At 31.4% G+C, this 18965-nt stretch carries 18 protein-coding genes; 11 read left to right on the plus strand and 7 right to left on the minus strand.

The genetic code is table 11. From position 1 onward, the window contains the following. Positions 1 to 26 precede the first annotated feature (26 nt). From Q4Q40_RS08255 to Q4Q40_RS08280, 6 genes are all read left to right on the plus strand, one after another. Positions 27 to 977 (plus strand): glycosyltransferase family 2 protein, encoded by a 951-nt coding sequence (locus Q4Q40_RS08255; RefSeq protein ID WP_303301312.1) that lies wholly within the window; start codon positions 27 to 29, stop codon positions 975 to 977. A gap of 144 nt (positions 978 to 1121) precedes the next feature. Further along, entirely contained in the window at positions 1122 to 2852 is a 1731-nt protein-coding gene (locus Q4Q40_RS08260; protein ID WP_303301313.1) for a phospho-sugar mutase, read from the plus strand. Further along, a complete protein-coding gene (locus tag Q4Q40_RS08265; protein WP_303301314.1) occupies positions 2852 to 4687 on the plus strand; it encodes an ABC transporter ATP-binding protein in 1836 nt (611 codons plus the stop codon). Before Q4Q40_RS08260 ends, Q4Q40_RS08265 begins: the two co-directional genes overlap by 1 nt. Before the next feature lie 296 nt (positions 4688 to 4983). Next, positions 4984 to 5523 carry an RNA polymerase sigma factor gene (locus Q4Q40_RS08270; RefSeq protein WP_486320587.1) on the plus strand — a complete coding sequence of 180 codons (540 nt, stop codon included), beginning with the start codon at positions 4984 to 4986 and terminating at the stop codon, positions 5521 to 5523. 36 nt (positions 5524 to 5559) lie between these two features. Then, the gene (locus tag Q4Q40_RS08275; protein WP_303301316.1) at positions 5560 to 6060 is read left to right on the plus strand and encodes a hypothetical protein; all 501 of its coding nucleotides are present in this window, start codon (positions 5560 to 5562) and stop codon (positions 6058 to 6060) included. Between the two features lie 13 nt (positions 6061 to 6073). Next, a complete protein-coding gene (locus Q4Q40_RS08280) occupies positions 6074 to 6517 on the plus strand; it encodes a sensor of ECF-type sigma factor (protein WP_303301317.1) in 444 nt (147 codons plus the stop codon). A gap of 78 nt (positions 6518 to 6595) precedes the next feature. Here the strand turns inward: Q4Q40_RS08280 and Q4Q40_RS08285 are convergent, their stop codons facing one another. The 7 genes from Q4Q40_RS08285 to Q4Q40_RS08315 all read right to left on the minus strand — a co-directional run bounded on the left by Q4Q40_RS08285 (position 6596) and on the right by Q4Q40_RS08315 (position 11839). Then, entirely contained in the window at positions 6596 to 7666 is a 1071-nt protein-coding gene (locus Q4Q40_RS08285; RefSeq protein ID WP_303301318.1) for a WD40/YVTN/BNR-like repeat-containing protein, read from the minus strand. Between the two features lie 224 nt (positions 7667 to 7890). Continuing rightward, positions 7891 to 8523, minus strand: coding sequence for an SCO family protein (locus tag Q4Q40_RS08290; RefSeq protein ID WP_303301319.1), 633 nt, complete (start codon positions 8521 to 8523; stop codon positions 7891 to 7893). After that, the gene (locus Q4Q40_RS08295) at positions 8520 to 9089 is read right to left on the minus strand and encodes a toxin-antitoxin system YwqK family antitoxin (protein ID WP_303301320.1); all 570 of its coding nucleotides are present in this window, start codon (positions 9087 to 9089) and stop codon (positions 8520 to 8522) included. Before Q4Q40_RS08295 ends, Q4Q40_RS08290 begins: the two co-directional genes overlap by 4 nt. After that, positions 9090 to 9863 (minus strand): YHYH protein, encoded by a 774-nt coding sequence (locus tag Q4Q40_RS08300; RefSeq protein WP_303301321.1) that lies wholly within the window; start codon positions 9861 to 9863, stop codon positions 9090 to 9092. 511 nt (positions 9864 to 10374) lie between these two features. After that, complete coding sequence (locus Q4Q40_RS08305) at positions 10375 to 10896, minus strand: Spy/CpxP family protein refolding chaperone (protein WP_303301322.1); 522 nt, start codon at positions 10894 to 10896, stop codon at positions 10375 to 10377. A 10-nt stretch (positions 10897 to 10906) separates the two neighbouring features. Further along, positions 10907 to 11218, minus strand: a complete 312-nt coding sequence (locus tag Q4Q40_RS08310; RefSeq protein ID WP_303301323.1) for a hypothetical protein — start codon at positions 11216 to 11218, stop codon at positions 10907 to 10909. 36 nt (positions 11219 to 11254) lie between these two features. Beyond that, positions 11255 to 11839 carry an RNA polymerase sigma factor gene (locus tag Q4Q40_RS08315; protein ID WP_303301324.1) on the minus strand — a complete coding sequence of 195 codons (585 nt, stop codon included), beginning with the start codon at positions 11837 to 11839 and terminating at the stop codon, positions 11255 to 11257. Positions 11840 to 11910: 71 nt separating this feature from the next. On the opposite strand from Q4Q40_RS08315, the gene Q4Q40_RS08320 reads away from it, so the two are divergent. From Q4Q40_RS08320 to purL, 5 genes are all read left to right on the plus strand, one after another. Further along, on the plus strand, positions 11911 to 13125 hold the full coding sequence (locus tag Q4Q40_RS08320; RefSeq protein ID WP_303301325.1) for an RsmB/NOP family class I SAM-dependent RNA methyltransferase: 1215 nt from the start codon (positions 11911 to 11913) through the stop codon (positions 13123 to 13125). A gap of 65 nt (positions 13126 to 13190) precedes the next feature. Continuing rightward, entirely contained in the window at positions 13191 to 14051 is an 861-nt protein-coding gene (locus Q4Q40_RS08325) for a fructosamine kinase family protein (protein ID WP_303301326.1), read from the plus strand. Positions 14052 to 14174: 123 nt separating this feature from the next. After that, complete coding sequence (locus Q4Q40_RS08330; protein ID WP_303301327.1) at positions 14175 to 14717, plus strand: DUF6934 family protein; 543 nt, start codon at positions 14175 to 14177, stop codon at positions 14715 to 14717. Between the two features lie 40 nt (positions 14718 to 14757). After that, entirely contained in the window at positions 14758 to 14928 is a 171-nt protein-coding gene (locus tag Q4Q40_RS08335) for a hypothetical protein (protein ID WP_303301328.1), read from the plus strand. A 194-nt stretch (positions 14929 to 15122) separates the two neighbouring features. Further along, positions 15123 to 18836, plus strand: coding sequence for a phosphoribosylformylglycinamidine synthase (purL, locus tag Q4Q40_RS08340; protein WP_303301329.1), 3714 nt, complete (start codon positions 15123 to 15125; stop codon positions 18834 to 18836). The last annotated feature ends 129 nt before the right edge of the window (positions 18837 to 18965 follow it).

Consider the following 18965-nt stretch of genomic DNA (forward strand, 5'->3'; position numbering starts at 1 on the left):
GAATATTGAATTTTGAAAATATTTAAATGAATATATCTGTAGTTATACCACTACTAAACGAACAAGAATCTTTAACAGAATTACATGATTGGATTGCAAAAGTGATGCAATCCAATCATTTTTCGTATGAAATCATTTTTATTGATGATGGTAGTACAGATAATTCCTGGCAAATTATTTCTCAATTAGGCTCACAAAACAATCATGTAAAAGGCATTCGGTTTTTTAAAAACTTTGGAAAATCACAAGCACTTCATGCTGGTTTTGAAAAAGCGGAAGGCGATGTGGTTATTACTATGGATGCGGATTTACAAGATAATCCTGATGAAATTCCAGACCTTCACAATATGATTACGAATGATGGTTTCGATTTGGTTTCTGGATGGAAAAAAAAACGTTACGACTCTATTATTGCCAAAAATTTGCCATCTAAATTATTTAATTGGGCTGCTAGAAAAACCTCAGGGGTAAAATTAAATGATTTTAATTGTGGTCTTAAAGCATACCGATTAGACGTTATTAAAAACATTGATGTAAATGGAGAAATGCACCGTTATATCCCCGTACTATCTAAAAATGCTGGATTTACAAAAATTGGGGAGAAAGTAGTACAACATCAAGCTAGGAAATATGGTGAAACAAAATTTGGAATGGATCGTTTTGTTCATGGCTTCTTAGATTTAATTACCATTTGGTTCTTATCGCGCTTTGGGAAACGTCCCATGCATTTATTTGGTGCTTTAGGATTTATTATGTTTACCATCGGTCTCGGATTTTCATTCTATCTGGGCATAGACAAGTTATTTCTTAATCCAACAGGCAGGCTTATTACACAACGACCTCAGTTTTATATTGCACTTTCGACCATGATTATTGGTACCCAATTTTTTGTTGCTGGTTTTTTAGGTGAAATTGTTTTACGTACCAAACAAAATATAAAACGTTATTCAATTAAAAATGAATTGAATTTTAATTAGATTTATTGTTTTTAATTAAAAACACAATTCTCTAAACCCATAACTTAATACTAAAACGTTTGCGATATTTAATATTAGTTCAGTAGAAAAAAGCAAGAAACTATCTGACTAATTGATTATTTTTGCACTTATTTAATTGACAATATGATTTATATAGAACCAAAGATTTTAGATAGAATAAATACGTGGTTAACTCCAACTTTTGATGACGATACACAAACTTTCATTAAAAACAGCATTGCAAACAACCCGAAAGACATTCAGGAAAGTTTTTATAAAGACTTAGAATTCGGAACAGGTGGTATGCGCGGTATTATGGGAGTTGGCACCAATCGCATAAACAAGTATACACTTGGAAAAAGCACTCAAGGGTTAAGTGATTATTTATACACATCATTTCCAAATGAAAAACTAAAAGTTGCCATTGCATACGATTGTAGACATAACAGTAAAACACTAGCTAAAGTAGTTGCTGATGTCTTTTCAGCAAATAATATTGAAGTTTATTTATTTGAAGATCTACGAGCAACTCCAGAGTTATCTTTTGCTGTTAGGCATTTAAACTGTCATTGTGGTATTGTTTTAACCGCTTCTCATAATCCACCAGAATACAACGGGTATAAGGTATATTGGCAAGATGGAGGTCAATTAGTACCACCACACGATGATGGTGTAATACAGGTTATAAATGATCTAGACTATGCCAATATAAAATTTGAAGCCAACGATAGCCTTATCCATTATATAGGAAAAGATGTTGACGATGCTTTCATTGATGCTTCTGTTAAAAATGGTAGCGAGAGTGCTTCGCAAGAAGCTAAAGATCATTTAAATATTGTTTTCACATCACTTCATGGTACTTCTATAACAGCAGTTCCAGAAACCTTAAAACGGGCTGGGTATAAAAATGTACATATCGTAAAAGAACAAGAGGTTCCTGACGGAGATTTTCCAACAGTAGCATCTCCAAATCCAGAAGAACCTGCTGCATTAAAAATAGCATTAGAACTGGCGGACAAAGTAGGTGCCGATATTGTTATAGGAACCGATCCTGATTGTGATAGATTGGGTGTTGCTGTTCGTAATTCTGAAAACAAATTACAACTGCTTAACGGAAATCAAACCATGTTGATGATGACCGATTTCTTATTAAAACAATGGAAAGCAGAAGGAAAAATAAAAGGAAAAGAATTTATAGCCTCTACCATAGTTTCAACACCTATGTTAAACAAACTTGCTGAAGCTTATAAAGTAGACAGTAAAATTGTATTAACAGGCTTTAAATGGATTGCAAAACTAATCGAAGACTTCTCCGAACTTGATTTTATTGGTGGTGGCGAAGAGAGTTTTGGTTTTATGGTCGGTGATTTTGTTCGAGATAAAGATGCTGTAACTTCAACACTTTTAGCTTGCGAAATAGCTGCACATTCTAAAGCTATTGGCAGTTCTTTTTATAGTGAACTAATTAAGCTATATGTTGAACATGGATTCTATAAAGAACGTTTAGTTTCTTTAACTAAAAAAGGTATTGAAGGCGCAGAAGAAATTAAACAAATGATGGTTGATGCCCGTGAAAATCCACTAACCGTAGTTAACGGATCGAAAGTAGTCAAAGTTGAAGATTATCAATTGTCTATTACAAAAAACATGATCTCTGGTGAAGAAACTACTATTAACATCCCAAAATCTAATGTATTAATTTATTATACAGAAGACGGGAGTCAAATAGCATTAAGACCAAGTGGCACAGAACCTAAAATAAAATTCTACGTTAGTGTAAATGACACTTTAGAATCTGTTGATCTCTTTAATGAAGTCGAAGCCAAACTTGAATCTAAAATAGATGCTATTTTAAAAGATATGAAACTTAATTAATGGGGCATTTTGTAAACATATTAAGGTATGCAAAGCCTTACAAGCGTTTTGCTGCAGGACACATTATAGCTAATATGTTTTTTGCATTATTCGGCACACTATCTTTTGTAGCTTTAAAACCTATGTTAGATGTTATCTTCAAGCAAGATAAAATCGTTCCTTCTGTTAAACCTACTTGGTCGGGAATAATGAAAATTGGAGACTTTGCAGAAAACTACTTAGCATATCAAATGAATCTATATACAGATGGAGATAACTCTAAAGCTTTGATATTTGTTGTAGGTTTAATTATTATAATGTTCTTCTTTAAAAATATATCTGGTTATCTAGCTAATTATTTTTTAGTATTTCTAAGAAATGGTGTTATAAGAGATCTTAGAAATCAAGTTTATAGAAAAACAGTGGAATTACCACTTTCATTTTTTTCTGAAAAAAGAAAAGGAGATATTCTATCTCGAGTAACAAGTGATGTTTTGGACTTACAGTATTCTTTCTTATCTGTCTTAGAACTTATAGTAAGAGAACCTCTTACTATAATATTTACTATTACTGCTATGCTCATTATTAGTGCAAAACTAACTTTGTTTGTATTTGTTTTAATTCCAATAATGGGTTTTGCAATATCAAAAATTGGTAAAAGTTTAAAACGAAAATCAGACCGAGTACAAAAAGAACAAGGTACATTTTTATCAACTCTGGAAGAAACCTTAACAGGTTTACGCATTATTAAAGGTTTTAATGGCGAAGAAAAATTCAATGAGAAATTTCAAGAATCGACATCTCGTTTTTACCATTTTTCTAATAAATTATTAAATCGTCAAAATTTAGCATCACCAACCAGTGAATTTTTAGGTATTTGTATTATAGCCATTATTTTATGGTATGGAGGGAATTTAGTGCTTAGTGGAGATGCGTCCTCTAATTTAAAGGGCAGTACTTTTCTTGTCTATATGGGTTTATCTTATAATATCCTAACACCAGCTAAAGCCATTTCAAGAGGTCTTTATAGTATTAAAAGAGGTGGTGCTGCAGCCGAGAGAATACAAGAGATTATTGACTCCGAAAATCCTTTAAAAGATAAAGAAGGCGCCATTGAGAAAAAAGGGTTTGATACTAACATCATATTTGATGATATTTCATTTAAATACGAAAACGAATACGTATTAAAAAACTTTTCATTAGCCATTTCTAAAGGGAAAACCGTAGCATTAGTTGGACAATCAGGAAGTGGAAAATCGACTATAGCCAATCTAATTACACGTTTTTATGATGTTAATAAAGGGAAAATTTTGATGGATGGTACCGATATTCGAGATCTAACGACCGAATCATTAAGAAATCAATTAGGAATTGTTACTCAAGATGCCATTCTCTTTAACGATAGTATTAAAAATAATTTGAAGCTAGGAAATAATAATGCTACTGATGATGAAATTATTGAAGCATTAAAAGTAGCTAATGCCTGGGAGTTCGTAAAAGATTTACCAGAAACCATTCATACAAATATTGGTGATTCTGGAAATAAGCTTTCTGGGGGGCAAAAACAACGTTTAAGTATTGCACGTGCAGTTCTTAAAAGCCCGCCTGTTATGGTTTTAGACGAAGCAACCTCAGCACTTGATACCGAAAGCGAACGTTTAGTACAAGTAGCTTTAGAAAATATGATGAAAAACAGAACATCTATAGTTATTGCACATAGATTATCTACCATTCAAAATGCAGATGAGATCGTTGTTCTTAATAAAGGTGAGATTGTTGAACAAGGCAAGCACAATGAGCTTATTAGTAAAAAAGGTGTTTACTACAAACTAGTAGAGATGCAAAGTTTTGAATAAAAAACCGTAACGATTAAAAATAAAAAAGGATAGAGATTTGAATTTCTATCCTTTTTTTGTTCATTGATAGACTTGGGGACGACTAACAACAATAAGTAGGTTACTGGTACAAACATAAGACAAAAAACACTTTCAACCAAGAAAAAAGCGTATTTAATCGTCGTTTTGTACCTTTCGTCGATAAAAAATAATCAACATTGCTGATTACCAGTGTTTTATAATATTTAAACAAAATCAAAAAATAAAATTTAAACTTTCTGTATATTTATTAGTCTAAAGACTAAACAATTTTTGTGATCGAAGAAACACAACTATTAGAACAATTAAAGTCAGAAAACGAAAGGGATAAAGCTTTTAAAGAGTTAATTACGCTTTACAAAGAACGTTTATATTGGCACATTCGTAATATAGTAAAATCGCATGACGACACAGATGATGTGCTACAAAACACGTTTATTAAAGTTTACAAAAATATTCATAGCTTTAAAGGAGATAGCAAATTATTTTCATGGTTATACCGTATTGCAACAAACGAATCAATTACATTTATTAATAAAAATGCCAAACGATTGCAAGTTACTAATGAAGAGGTACAACAATTAGCTATAAACAATTTAGCATCAGATGTCTATTTTGAAGGCAATACTATTCAACTAAAATTACAACAAGCTATTGCTACTTTACCAAAAAAACAGCAACTTGTTTTTAATATGAAATACTTTGAAGACATAAAGTATAAAGACATGTCTGATATTCTGGAAACTAGCGAAGGTGCTTTAAAAGCATCATACCATATTGCTGTCAAGAAAATTGAAGCATATTTAACCAAAGATTAAACCTTTTTTAAAATCACAGGTCTTATTAATAAGATAATGAAACAGAAAAAACTACATAACATTAAAGAAACGGGATTTAAAGTCCCTGATAACTATTTTAATAATTTAGAAGATGTTATTTTAAGTCATGCAAAATTAAAAAAAATGTCGAGTGATTCTGGGTTTAAATTACCTGATGACTATTTTGACACTTTAGAGGACTCTATAATAAAAAAAGTTTCAACAAAAACACCTACTAAGGTAATCCCGTTATTTAGAAAAAGAACCCTAATTTATATATCTGGTGTAGCAGCCGCTGTATTACTTTTATTTAATCTTTCTATTTTTGAAAAAGAATTAACTTTCGATTCTTTAGATATTGAAACAGTAGAAAATTATATTATAAGTGAAAATATTGGCTCTTATGAAATTGCAACACTATTACCCGAAGAAGATTTATTAGAAGAAAATTTTATAGAATATAATAACGTAGAAGTAGAAGCCGTAGAAACATATATACTAAACAATATAGACGTTGAAGATATCTTTATTGAATAAAAGCAGAAACACCATGAAAAAAATCATACTCCCCATATTATTGTTTTTCTTTTCGCTAAATATATTAGCGCAACAACAGAGAGAGAAAATAAAAGCACTAAAAATTTCATTTATTACAGAAAAATTGGATTTAACAGAGCAAGAAGCTCAACAATTTTGGCCAGTTTATAATAACTATGATAAGATTACATCTAAAATAAAGTATCAGGATATTAGAAGTGTTCGTAAAGAAATAAGAAATAATATAGATACCATGACAGATGAAAAAGCCAGAAATTTAATTACTAAATTAAATGAAGCTGAAAAAACGTTACACAAACATCGTATGGAATTATCTTCTAAATTGTTGAAAATTATTTCACCAAAAAAAATAATTTTATTAAAAGTCGCTGAGGAGGATTTTAAAAGAAAAATATTAGATCATTATAAAAAGAAAGAACATAAAAAGAAGAAATAAAACGATTTTATAAAAAATCATTGTTTATCTACTTTTTAAATTAATTGCCCTATAAAATATATTTGTCAACCTTCTTTTTTATTCCCTAAAAGTTAATTTAGAGACTCTTCCAGCACCAGCCGCATAGGCAATAGAATCATTTAAAAATCGAATGGTATAAAAGCCTTCATCACTTAAATGTTTCCATGAGTTCCCAGAATCGTTGCTATAATCAATTCCTTTATACCCAATAGCAACTAGCTCCTTCCCTGCTCTATTTGGTATATATTGAACACAACTTCTATACCCTGGACTTTCATTTTGAGCAACCAACTCCCATGTTTTACCTCCATCAACCGTTTTAATCTTATTAGCTGTATTATCATCTGGTTTTGTATAATCACCACCAATAGCAAAACCATGAAGGGCATCATAAAAATCAATAGAATACATACCTGTTGTTTCTAACCCCTGTACTATTGGTGTATTATAAACCTCCCATGTTTTCCCTTTATCGGGAGAATATAAAACCCTACTCGACTTTCCTCCTGTGGCAACCCAAGTATTATTACCTACAATAGCAATATTAGTATCACTTGCAGCAAAAGCAGCTTCCCCCTCTTTAGCTTTTGGTAAATCATCACATGATAATTTAGTCCAAGTTGCACCACCGTCTCGGGTAATGATAATACTCATACAATCATCTGTAGGATCTCCAATAGCAATACCTTCATCGTCATTCCAAAAATCCATGGAATCGTAAAAAACCTTAGGATGATCTTCTCGATATACTATATAATCTTTTCCTATATCTAACTTGAACAACAAAGCAGGTGACCCTATACTTAAACCATACCCATGCTTGTTTCTTCCTGCTAAAGCTCTGAAATTAGGCGTAATCGAATCGCTTTTAATTTTAATAGGATACATCATTTTTTTATCGGGTGCTGCATCTTCTTTTGTTGTTACAATCCCCATGTTTCCTTTAGAAGTTAAAAAAACACAAAAGTCAGTACTATCAATAATTTCCAAAGCTCTTACATTTAACAATGAGTCTTTTATAATCGTTTCAATTTCAACCTTATTAATTTTTCGAGATTTAAATAAATCACTTTCTTTAAATCCTAAAATAACAATTGTTACTAGTAATAATACAAATACTTTTTTCATGAAACTTAAATTTCTATAAAAATAGAAAAGCTCCATGAAGAATCATGAAGCTTTTACAAAAAACATGGATATCCAGATAATTTTCAGGATTTACTCAAAATCAAAAAAACCAAATTTTAGTCATGCCGAACAAAAGCAAGATATTCCATAATATATTAAATAATCATTTGCCCTCTTATGTGTGATATTTCCTTTCACCCGACACGACATCTGTCAAAACAAACTTAACCTTCTTCTCTTTTTAAAATCTTTATATGTCGTTTTAAACGATCTACGTCAATCTCTAAAGTGCCGTTATAGACACCCCGTATATACCCTTTTTTATCTATTAAAATAAAATTTTCGGTATGTATAAAATTACTCTCATCCTGTGTTTTTATAAAATCTTCATCTGCAAAATAACCCGTTCTTGCAATTTTATAAAGCGCATCTTTATCTCCAGTTACTAAATGCCATTTTTTAACATTCACATGATTTTTTTGTGCGTATTTTTTCAAAACAGGAATTGAATCTTTCCAAGGCATTACTGTATGCGAGAGTAACATAATATCTTCATCATTTTTATAAACTTCTTGAAGATTGCTCATATTTTCAGTCAGCTTCGGACAAATACCTGGACAACTCGCAAAAAAGAAATCTGCTATATAAATCTTGTTCTCATAAGTTTTATTAGTAACCGTTTCTCCTTCTTGATTTGTAAAGGAAAACTCTGGGATTTTATGCCTCGCCTTTCCCCATTCTGGTGTAAAGTCACTGCTATTAAAATAAGGTAATTTCATTACCTCATTACTTTCCTCCTGTTTGTGTTTACAAGATGTAACAATAAAAACGAATACTATTAAAATATAATACCTCATTTAATTTCGTCACTATTTGTAGTTACCGTATAACATTTTTTTAACCCTATTAAACCAAACCGTTCTCCTTTAACGACTTCATAATTAGCTTTAATACTACCATCTAATTTCCAAAGACGCTGACTTCCAGATTCTTTTCCTTTTACATAATTAAAACTCATATATAATTTACCTGTCTTTCTCCATTCCTTTACACTACCATGATACTCCCCTTTATCATTAAAATAGTATTCAAACTTTTGGTTTCCATTTTCCCACCATGCTTTATGAATTCCCGACTTAAAACCATTTGTATAAAACCGTTCCATGGCCAAGTCTCCATCTATAAACCAACGCATTTCCTTTCCATGTTTTTTACCTTTGGAGTATTGAATATCAGACTTTAAACGTCCGTTAGGGTAATACATATTCAAATGCCCAGAGAATGGTATATCATCCAATTTCAAAACACCATTCACTAAAATCAAGCCAGGATTTGATCCATCTATTACTAATGGTTTTTCTACGCTAATACAAGCAATAAAAAAAACAGATAGTATAATGATATATTTAGGCTTAAACTTCAATTATCTAGAAATATTTCCTGGTGTACCAAAATAGCCATTGCCATTAATATATGGATCCTCACTAGTTATATGATAATGATAGATTTCATCAGGAAAGTCAGCAGTAATTGATGTATGACCATGATACACATCTAAATCATCATTTGTTATAATTTTTCCATTTTCAACAGGGCCATAAACGGGAAATCCATCAGCTAAAAGACCTAAAAAAGCATCTTCTCCAAATTCGTTAGTTAAATATGTGGGTTCAATATGATAATGATATATATCCGTCCCAGTTGGGTGACCTAACCATTGATCAAATGAATTAATTTCATTCGTTAAAGGTTGGTCTGGTCCTGCATACTGATTAAAAAACACGATGCCATTTCTTGAAATACCAATCGGTCCTAAGCCTGTAGCTTGTTTATTTGCCGCCTCAGCTGGATGCAACGAAATTGTAAATACAATGTTCTGCTCACTAATTACATTTGGATTTTGATTCCAATTAGAATTTGTACCATTATAAGCTTCGTATAATGAATTGTTTATTGGCCAATATGGACTTGTATGATTGGGTAAATCTTTTGTTGTGAATGTCACGATATCTCCATTTACAGCATAAGACAATCCTGTTCCTTCAAACTTTGAAAGAATAGAAGTTATATCATAATTTGTATCCTCAACTTCTTCTTCTATCATAGTCACAGACTCTTCTTCTGTTTCATTAGAGCAACCTATAAAAATAATAGCCGTTAATAGTAGTAGAATTAATAGATTTTTTAAATTCTTCATAAGTTTTATTTTTTATTCTATGAATAAACAACTATAATATTTAATAACACTAAAGTAATTACTAAAAATGAAAGACTAATTACTAGCGCATTTTTTCTAATTTTCATCATGGTATATTTATCATTAGTCTTTTAGATGCACTTTTAAAAAAAAACTTGCACCAAATCGTAACTTTTTTTAAAATCAATTTTTATCACTCCTTTTTCAAAACCTTTATATCTGTAATTAATTGTGCCAAAGTGCTCTGTTTGATCTTGAAGTGGTTTAAACTTTAAAAGCTTGTATGGTATTTTTTAAGAACCATTTAGAAACTGTTTAAGTTTTGTTTTTCGAATTAGTTTTGGGGGATTACGTTCTCAATCAAGGCAAAATAAAGGCGAATAGCATCGCTATTTAAAGAAATTTAGCTGCAGAATGAAGCCTAAGAATAAAAATTAAACCGTTTCTTATTCTTTAAAACAAAAAAAGACCTTCATTTTCATGAAAGCCTTAAATATATAAATAGATCCTCTTAATGCCTAGGTGGAGGTGGCTCACCATGCCTTCCTTCTGGTCTTCCTTCTCGTCTTCCCTCTGGTCTTCCTTCAGGTTTATCTCCTTTATGCAACGCATCATTAATTATCCTTTTAAATTTTTTCTTTTGTTTGTCATTGCACAATGCTTGAATACTTTTAAAATGATAAAAAATGACTTCTCCCTTTTCTTTTTCTTTTTCACCTATTAAAGTTGTAATAGAGTCTACTGTATTTTCTTTTAAAGAAATATCCGATATTCTATTAAACAAAGCATCTTTCAATTTCTTGTTATTATCACTAATGCGCCTCATTTGTTGATGATGCTTTTTATTAATTTCCTCAAATTGTTGCATTTGCTCATCATCAAAATTTAATTGTTTAACGATAAAATTAGCAGGACCTTTAGGTCTTTCTTTATTATCTATTTTATCAGAATTCCCTATATAATTAAATAGAAAAAAACCATTAACCACTATTAAAAATACTAGTAGTATATATAAGAGTACGTTTTTTTTCATAATCTTTTATTTAATTAAATAATGATGCATTCGAATCTGAAGAGAATCCATATGTTTCTGAAAACTCATTAATATCACTATCATATTTATTAGAATTTAATTGCGTGAACGCTACTACATTTAAAACTATAACACAAACCAATGTTGCCAATTGTAACTTAGGAGAAAACCAAGATTCTATTAACGACACCTCTTCCTTCTCTTCAAACAACCGCTGCATGGTTTTATCTTTAAAAAAGGGAGAAACAGTTACTGGTTCAATAGCTTCTATAGCATTAAAAGTAGCTTCAATCTTGTCTTTTATGTTTGTATTTTTTTCCATTTTATATTTAGATGCAATAATTTTTAAAAACTTGCGTTACTTTTCATTTTTATAAAAATTCTCTAATATTTTTTGCAAATTCTTCTTTGCTCTAAACATTAAAGATTCTACAGAAGACACACTTTTATTAATAACCTCTCCTATCTCTTTGTTACTCATTCCATCTATTTTACTAAGCGTAAATACTGCTCTTTGCTCTTCAGACAGCTGATTTATAGCAAGAAATAATGTTTCACTTTTCTCCTTATTCTCTAAAATGATTCCAGGATGGTTCATCTCTGTAAAGTATTTACTTTTATCCATGGGTACATCGTTACCCATTATAGATTGCATAAAAGCAAAACGTTTTTTAGTATTCTTTTTTCTTATAAACTCTAAACATTTATTTGTAGTAATGCGATATATCCAGGTAGATAACTTAGAATTGCCTTTAAATTTTCCAATCGAGTTAAAAACCTCAACAAAAACATCTTGAGCAATATCTTCGGCATCTTCTTTATTTGGTACAAATGATATGCAAGTAGCAAATACTTTTTGTTGAAAACTGTCAATTAGCTTACTATAAGCCGATTGTTTTCTTTCAATTAAGTCATTTATAAAATTTTCTTCTTCCAAACACATTCTTTAATACGCGCAAATTAAGAAATTAATTGATGAATTAAACGTAACTTTGCAGCCTTATTAAAAATATCATGCGATTACATAGAAACTTATGCTTTTCTGTTATAGACGGATTAACCTTAATTTTTAATGAAGGGAAATATGCCGACAAAGTCATTCAACAACTTTTAAAACGCGATAAACGTTGGGGAGCTCGTGATAGAGCTTTTGTTGCTGAAACCACTTACGACATAGTACGGTGGAAACGTTTATATGCTGAAATTGCAGAAGTTAAAGAACCTTTCGACAGAGATAATCTATGGCGTATATTTGCTGTTTGGGCAACACTAAAAGGTATAAAATTACCCGATTGGAAATATTTTGAAGGCACACCTTCTCGTAAAATAAAAGGGCGTTTTGACGAACTTTCTAAAATTAGAAAATCTAAAGAGTCTATTCCAGATTGGATGGATGCTATAGGTGAAAAAGAATTAGGAGCTGCCCTTTGGACCAAAGAAATAGAAGCTTTAAATAAACAAGCAGATGTTATTTTAAGAGTAAATACACTTAAAACGACTAAAGAGAAATTACAAACCGAATTATTTGATCTAGATATTGAAACAGATTTTGTTCCTAATCATCCTAGTGCTTTAAAACTTAAAGAACGCGCTAATGTTTTTAGTACCGAAGCTTTTAAAAAAGGTTTTTTTGAAGTACAAGACGCTTCTTCTCAATTAGTAGCTGAGTTTTTAAATGTAAAACCTGGTATGCGTGTTGTTGATGCTTGTGCTGGTGCAGGAGGAAAAGCGCTTCACATAGCTTCTTTAATGGAAAACAAAGGCCAAGTTATTGCCATGGATATTTATGAAAATAAGTTGCACGAGTTAAAGCGAAGAGCAAAACGAAATGGCGCACATAACATTGAAAATCGAGTTATAGAATCTACTAAAGCCATCAAAAAACTTTATGATAAGGCAGATCGTGTATTAATTGATGCTCCCTGTTCTGGACTTGGTGTACTACGTCGTAACCCAGATGCTAAATGGAAATTACAACCCGATTTTATAGATAAAATAAAGAAAACTCAGCAAGAAATTTTACAACAATATTCTAGAATGGTAAAAGTTGGCGGACAATTAGTATATGCTACGTGTTCTATATTGCCATCTGAAAATCAAGAACAAGTAAAAACATTCTTAAAATCGGAAGCTGGAACTAATTTCACACTTATAAAAGATAATAAAGTATTGGCTCACAAATCTGGGTTTGATGGGTTTTATATGGCGCTTTTGGAAAGGAATTCGTAAAACACAGACGATTCATATATCTAGTTTAAATCAATTATATCATGGTTCTTTCTTATTTTTAAGTCATGAATAACGATTTAAAAATACGCCTATCAAATATTTTAAACGAATCTATTGTTAGAGTTTCTGAGATTCACGGTGGCGATATCTCAAAAGCATATAAAATTGATACTCCAAACAAATCATATTTTTTAAAATTAAACAGTGCTATCAATGCCGTAAAAATGTTTCAAACAGAAGCTTACGGACTTCAATCAATTAATGAAACAAATACTATAAAAACACCAAAAGTTTTAGCTTGCGAAACTTTTCAAAATTATGCTTTTCTACTTTTAGAATTTATCGAAAATAAACCACCTTCATCTGAAGATTTTAAAAATTTAGGACATCAATTAGCTAAATTACACAAATGTACTTCGGAACATTTTGGTTTAAATCAAGATAATTTTATTGGTAGTTTATATCAAAAAAACAAACCACACGTAACTTGGGTAGATTTTTATGCTATAGAACGCTTACTATACCAACTTGAACTAGCCAAACAAAAACAATTACTTTCAAAAAGCGCATGTCCCTCTCTACAAAAAATAAAAAACACCTTAAAGCCTTTATTTACAGATATAAAACCAACATTATTACATGGCGATCTATGGAGTGGTAATTACCTCATCTCCAAAGATGGCACACCATACCTAATTGATCCTGCTGTTTATTATGGACATCACGAAGTAGACATTGCCATGACCAAATTGTTTGGAGGTTTTGGTGACTCTTTTTATAATGCTTACTACTCCAAATTAAAAAGCGATGAGAATACGTCTAATAGGATAGAAATCTATCAATTGTACTACCTTTTAGTTCATTTAAATTTATTTGGTAGTTCTTATTATGGGTCTGTGGATTCTATACTTAAAAAGTATTTTTAGGTTCCTGTCATTCCTGAGCAGAAATGACAACAACTCTTAATATTTCGATCTATATAAACGGTATTAATTTAGAGTATTAATTTATATGAAAAATAGTACCTTTGAGTATTAAAGTCTCAAATATTGAACAACATACCTGCTTATAAAACCGAACTGCTTGAATCTAGAACAAGAAAAATTCAGTATTTATTTGAAAGCAGAGGACATAAATCGATAATTAAAGCCATCGAATATACTCCTGTTGCCAAAAGAAACGGAAAAGTAATTTATAATCTAGGATTTGGAGATTATGATGAAGAAAATGGCAACATTTTTGATGATTCTAATAGTAATAATGGAGACATGAGAAAAGTATTCAGTACCGTTCTTAATACCATTCCAAAATTCTTTAAAGAAAACGAAGAGGCCTCTATTTGGATTCAAGGGAGTGATAGTGCTCATAAATTTAAAGAACTTTGTGAAGCTAATTGTAAAAAGAACTGTGAAGAACTCTGTAAAAATTTTAACAGGAGAATTAAAACTTACAGATACTATATAAATAAAAACTTCGTTGCGTTAAGTAAAGAGTACATTCTTTTTGGATTAAAAAACGAAAAAAAAGCGATCCTAACGCAATATATCCCTAATAACGAATATGTTGGCATTTTGGTTTTTAAGAAAAAATAAAGTAAATTTGTATAGAGTCTGTTTAAGATTTTAGAAAAATATGGAAAGTAAAGAACAAATACTAAAAGCAACAAAAGTGGTATCTATGTCTAAAACGGCAAAAGAAAGAATATCTGCTATTGCTAAAGATATTAAAGGAAAAGAATTGTTTCCAGAAAAAACATATTTAGCAAAAAAAACATTGAGCAATATCAAAACACTTCCCATATAGAGGGATTTCCTAACACATTTTAAAATAACGAGATAAGTGCAAACCTAATGGTTTGCTTTTTTTATAAAACAAATTTATTTTTTGTTTAAAACCTCGTGAATAACTCGCTATTTTACCTATTATATTTTTACAAGAAATTCAACTAAAAAGAAGTAAATTTGCACTTTCTTTAAACACTCACAAATTAAGACATAATGATTCATTTCTTTGGAAACGTAACCAGTAAAGTATTTGCTGTTCAAACAACAAAAGAATTATCAACTGAAACCACATCAAAATTAATGTGGTTATTTGGCAAGCAGCCAAAAATAGAACAAGCATCTCTCGATGCTTTTTTTGTTGGTCCGCGCGCAGCAATGATAAGCCCTTGGAGTACAAACGCTGTGGAGATCACTCAAAATATGGGAATCTCAGATATTATTAGAATTGAAGAATTTACAGCCGTTTCTAAAGATTTTAAAGCATTCGATCCTATGATTTCGGAGAAATTCAATGGATTAGATCAAAATTCTTTTACCATAGATATTCAACCAGAATCTATTCTTGAAATTGAAGATATTGCTAAATACAACAAACAAGAAGGTTTATCGCTAAGTGATGAAGAAGTCGCTTATCTTGGAGATGTTTCTAGAAAAATAGGCAGACCATTAACAGACTCTGAAGTTTTTGGTTTCTCTCAAGTAAATTCAGAACACTGTCGTCATAAAATTTTCAACGGCACTTTTGTTATTGATGGAGAGGAAAAGCCTGTTTCGCTTTTCAAAATGATTAGACAAACATCAGAAGCAAATCCAAACGATATTGTTTCTGCATATAAAGATAATGTCGCTTTTGTAAAAGGCCCAAAAGTGGAACAATTTGCACCGAAACGTGCCGATGTTCCAGATTATTACACCACTCGAGAATTTGAATCTGTTATTTCGCTTAAAGCAGAAACACATAACTTCCCAACAACTGTAGAGCCTTTTAATGGGGCTGCAACAGGAGCTGGTGGAGAAATTAGAGATAGGCTTGCAGGAGGTAAAGGGTCGCTTCCTTTAGCTGGAACTGCTGTTTACATGACCTCTTATTCTCGCTTAGAAGAAAACAGACCTTGGGAAGAAAAATTTGAAGCAAGAGATTGGTTATACCAAACACCAATGGATATTTTGATAAAAGCATCTAATGGTGCATCAGATTTTGGTAATAAATTTGGACAACCTCTAATCTGTGGCTCCGTATTAACTTTTGAGCACCAAGAAAATGCTGCTTCTAGTACATCGACAGCAAGAAAACTCGGTTTCGACAAAGTTATTATGCAAGCTGGAGGTATTGGTTATGGTAAAATTGATCAAGCTTTAAAAGACACACCAAAAACAGGTGATAAAATAGTTATTCTTGGTGGTGAAAATTACCGTATTGGTATGGGTGGTGCAGCGGTATCGTCTGCAGACACTGGTGCATTTTCTTCGGGTATCGAGTTAAACGCCGTACAACGTTCTAACCCAGAAATGCAAAAACGTGCTGCCAATGCTGTTCGTGGTATGGTGGAAAGTGATGAGAATTTTATTGTATCTATTCACGACCATGGTGCAGGTGGTCACTTAAATTGTTTATCTGAACTTGTTGAAGATACGGGTGGTAAAATAGATTTAGATGCTTTACCTGTTGGAGATCCAACACTTTCTGATAAAGAAATTATTGGTAATGAATCTCAAGAACGTATGGGCCTTGTTATTGCAGAAGAACATATAGAAACATTAAATAAAATAGCCGATCGTGAACGCTCTCCAATGTATACTGTTGGTGATGTTACAGGAGACGATCGTTTTACCTTCCAATCTAAAACCAAAGGTAATAAACCAATGGACTTAGCCATGGAAGATATGTTTGGAAGTTCTCCTAAAACTATTTTAACAGATAAAACTGTTAAAAGAAATTATAAAAACTCAAGATATAAAACCAAGAACTTACAAATCTATTTAGAGCAAGTTTTACAATTAGAAGCTGTAGCTTGTAAAGATTGGTTAACGAATAAGGTAGATAGATGTGTTGGTGGTAAAGTAGCCAAACAACAATGTGTTGGACCTTTACAAATTCCGTTAAATAATGTTGGTGTTATGGCATTAGATTATAACGGAAAAGAAGGTATTGCGACGTCTATTGGCCACTCGCCTATTTCTGGATTAATTCATCCAGAAGCAGGAAGTAGAAATTCAATTACAGAAGCTTTAACGAATATAATTTGGGCGCCTTTAAAAAATAATTTAGCAGCTGTTTCTCTTTCTGCAAATTGGATGTGGCCCTGTAAAAATGAAGGTGAAGACGCTCGTTTATATAAGGCTGTTAAAGCTATTTCAGAATTTTCGATAGATTTAGGAATCAATGTTCCAACAGGAAAAGATTCACTTTCTATGAAACAGAAATATAAAGATGGAGACGTTATTTCTCCAGGAACTGTTATTATTTCTGCTGCTGCAAATTGTAACGAAATTTCTAAAGTTGTAGAACCTGTTTTAAAACAAAATGGTCAAAACATCTATTATATTAATATATCTCAAGATACCTTTAAATTAGGAGGAAGTTCTTTTAACCAGGTTTTAAATACTATTGGAAATGAAGCGCCTGATGTAAAAAATTCAACGTTTGTAAAAGACACTTTTAATACGATTCAAAATTTAATTAAAGCTGATAAAATTTCTGCTGGACACGATGTTGCTTCTGGTGGCTTAATCACCACATTGTTAGAGATGTGCTTTGCTGATGTTAATTTAGGTGCTGATTTTGATATTTCTGCTTTAAATGAAGAAGATTCTATAAAAATTTTATTCTCTGAAAATTCAGGAATTGTTTTTCAAGGTGATGCAGCAATAGAAACTATTTTGTCAGAAAATAAAATTGAGTTTTTTAATATAGGAACAGTAAATAGCTCTGCAACTTTAAATATCAAAAACAACGAAGATAATTTCTCTTTTAACATTGCTGACATGAGAGATGTTTGGTACAAAACATCGTTCTTATTAGACCAAAAACAAACAGCAAATGGTTTAGCTGAAGATAGATTCAACAATTATAAAAATCAACCTTTACAATACACATTTCCAAAACAGTTTACTGGGAAGTTAGAAGATATGCTGTCAGGTCAAGCGCAGTCGAAAACTCATGCGCTCGAGGAGACAAGTCGTCCTAAAGCTGCTATACTTCGTGAAAAAGGAAGTAATTCTGAACGCGAAATGGCAAACGCTATGTATTTAGCTGGTTTTGATGTAAAAGATGTACATATGACCGATTTGATATCTGGTCGTGAAACCTTAGAAGATATCCAGTTCTTAGGAGCCGTGGGAGGCTTTAGTAATTCTGATGTTTTAGGTTCTGCCAAAGGTTGGGCAGGTGCTATTAAATATAACGAAAAGGCTAATAAAGTTATTAAAAACTTCTTTGCAAGAGAAGACACCTTATCTGTTGGTATTTGTAATGGTTGTCAGCTTTGGATGGAATTAGACCTTATAAATCCAGATCATGATGTTCATGGAAAACTAACTTATAACAATTCACATAAACACGAAAGTGCTTTTACATCTGTAAAAATACAAGAGAATGATTCTGTAATGTTATCTACTTTAGCTGGAACTACTTTAGGTGTTTGGATCTCTCATGGTGAAGGAAAGTTTGATTTGCCATATACTGAAGATCAATACAATATTGTTGCAAAATATGGCTATGCAGAATATCCTCATAACCCAAATGGGTCCGATTTTAATACAGCGATGCTATCTGACAAATCTGGAAGACATTTAGTAACCATGCCACATATAGAACGTTCTACATTCCAATGGAATTGGGCTAATTACCCTGATGGTCGTAAGGACGAAGTATCCCCTTGGTTAGAAGCTTTTGTGAATGCCAGACTTTGGATCGAAAATAAATAATCAAATCATAATAACATAATAATAAAACTTAACATCCAGCAAACTGCATATTAAATATTTTGGATTTGAATCTTAGTAACGAAAACAAAAGACAGAGCATTTTTGTATCTATTTGTTGACTTGTTGTAT

Origin of the sequence: Flavivirga jejuensis (genome assembly GCF_030540765.1) — a bacterium.
GTDB lineage: Bacteria > Bacteroidota > Bacteroidia > Flavobacteriales > Flavobacteriaceae > Flavivirga > Flavivirga jejuensis.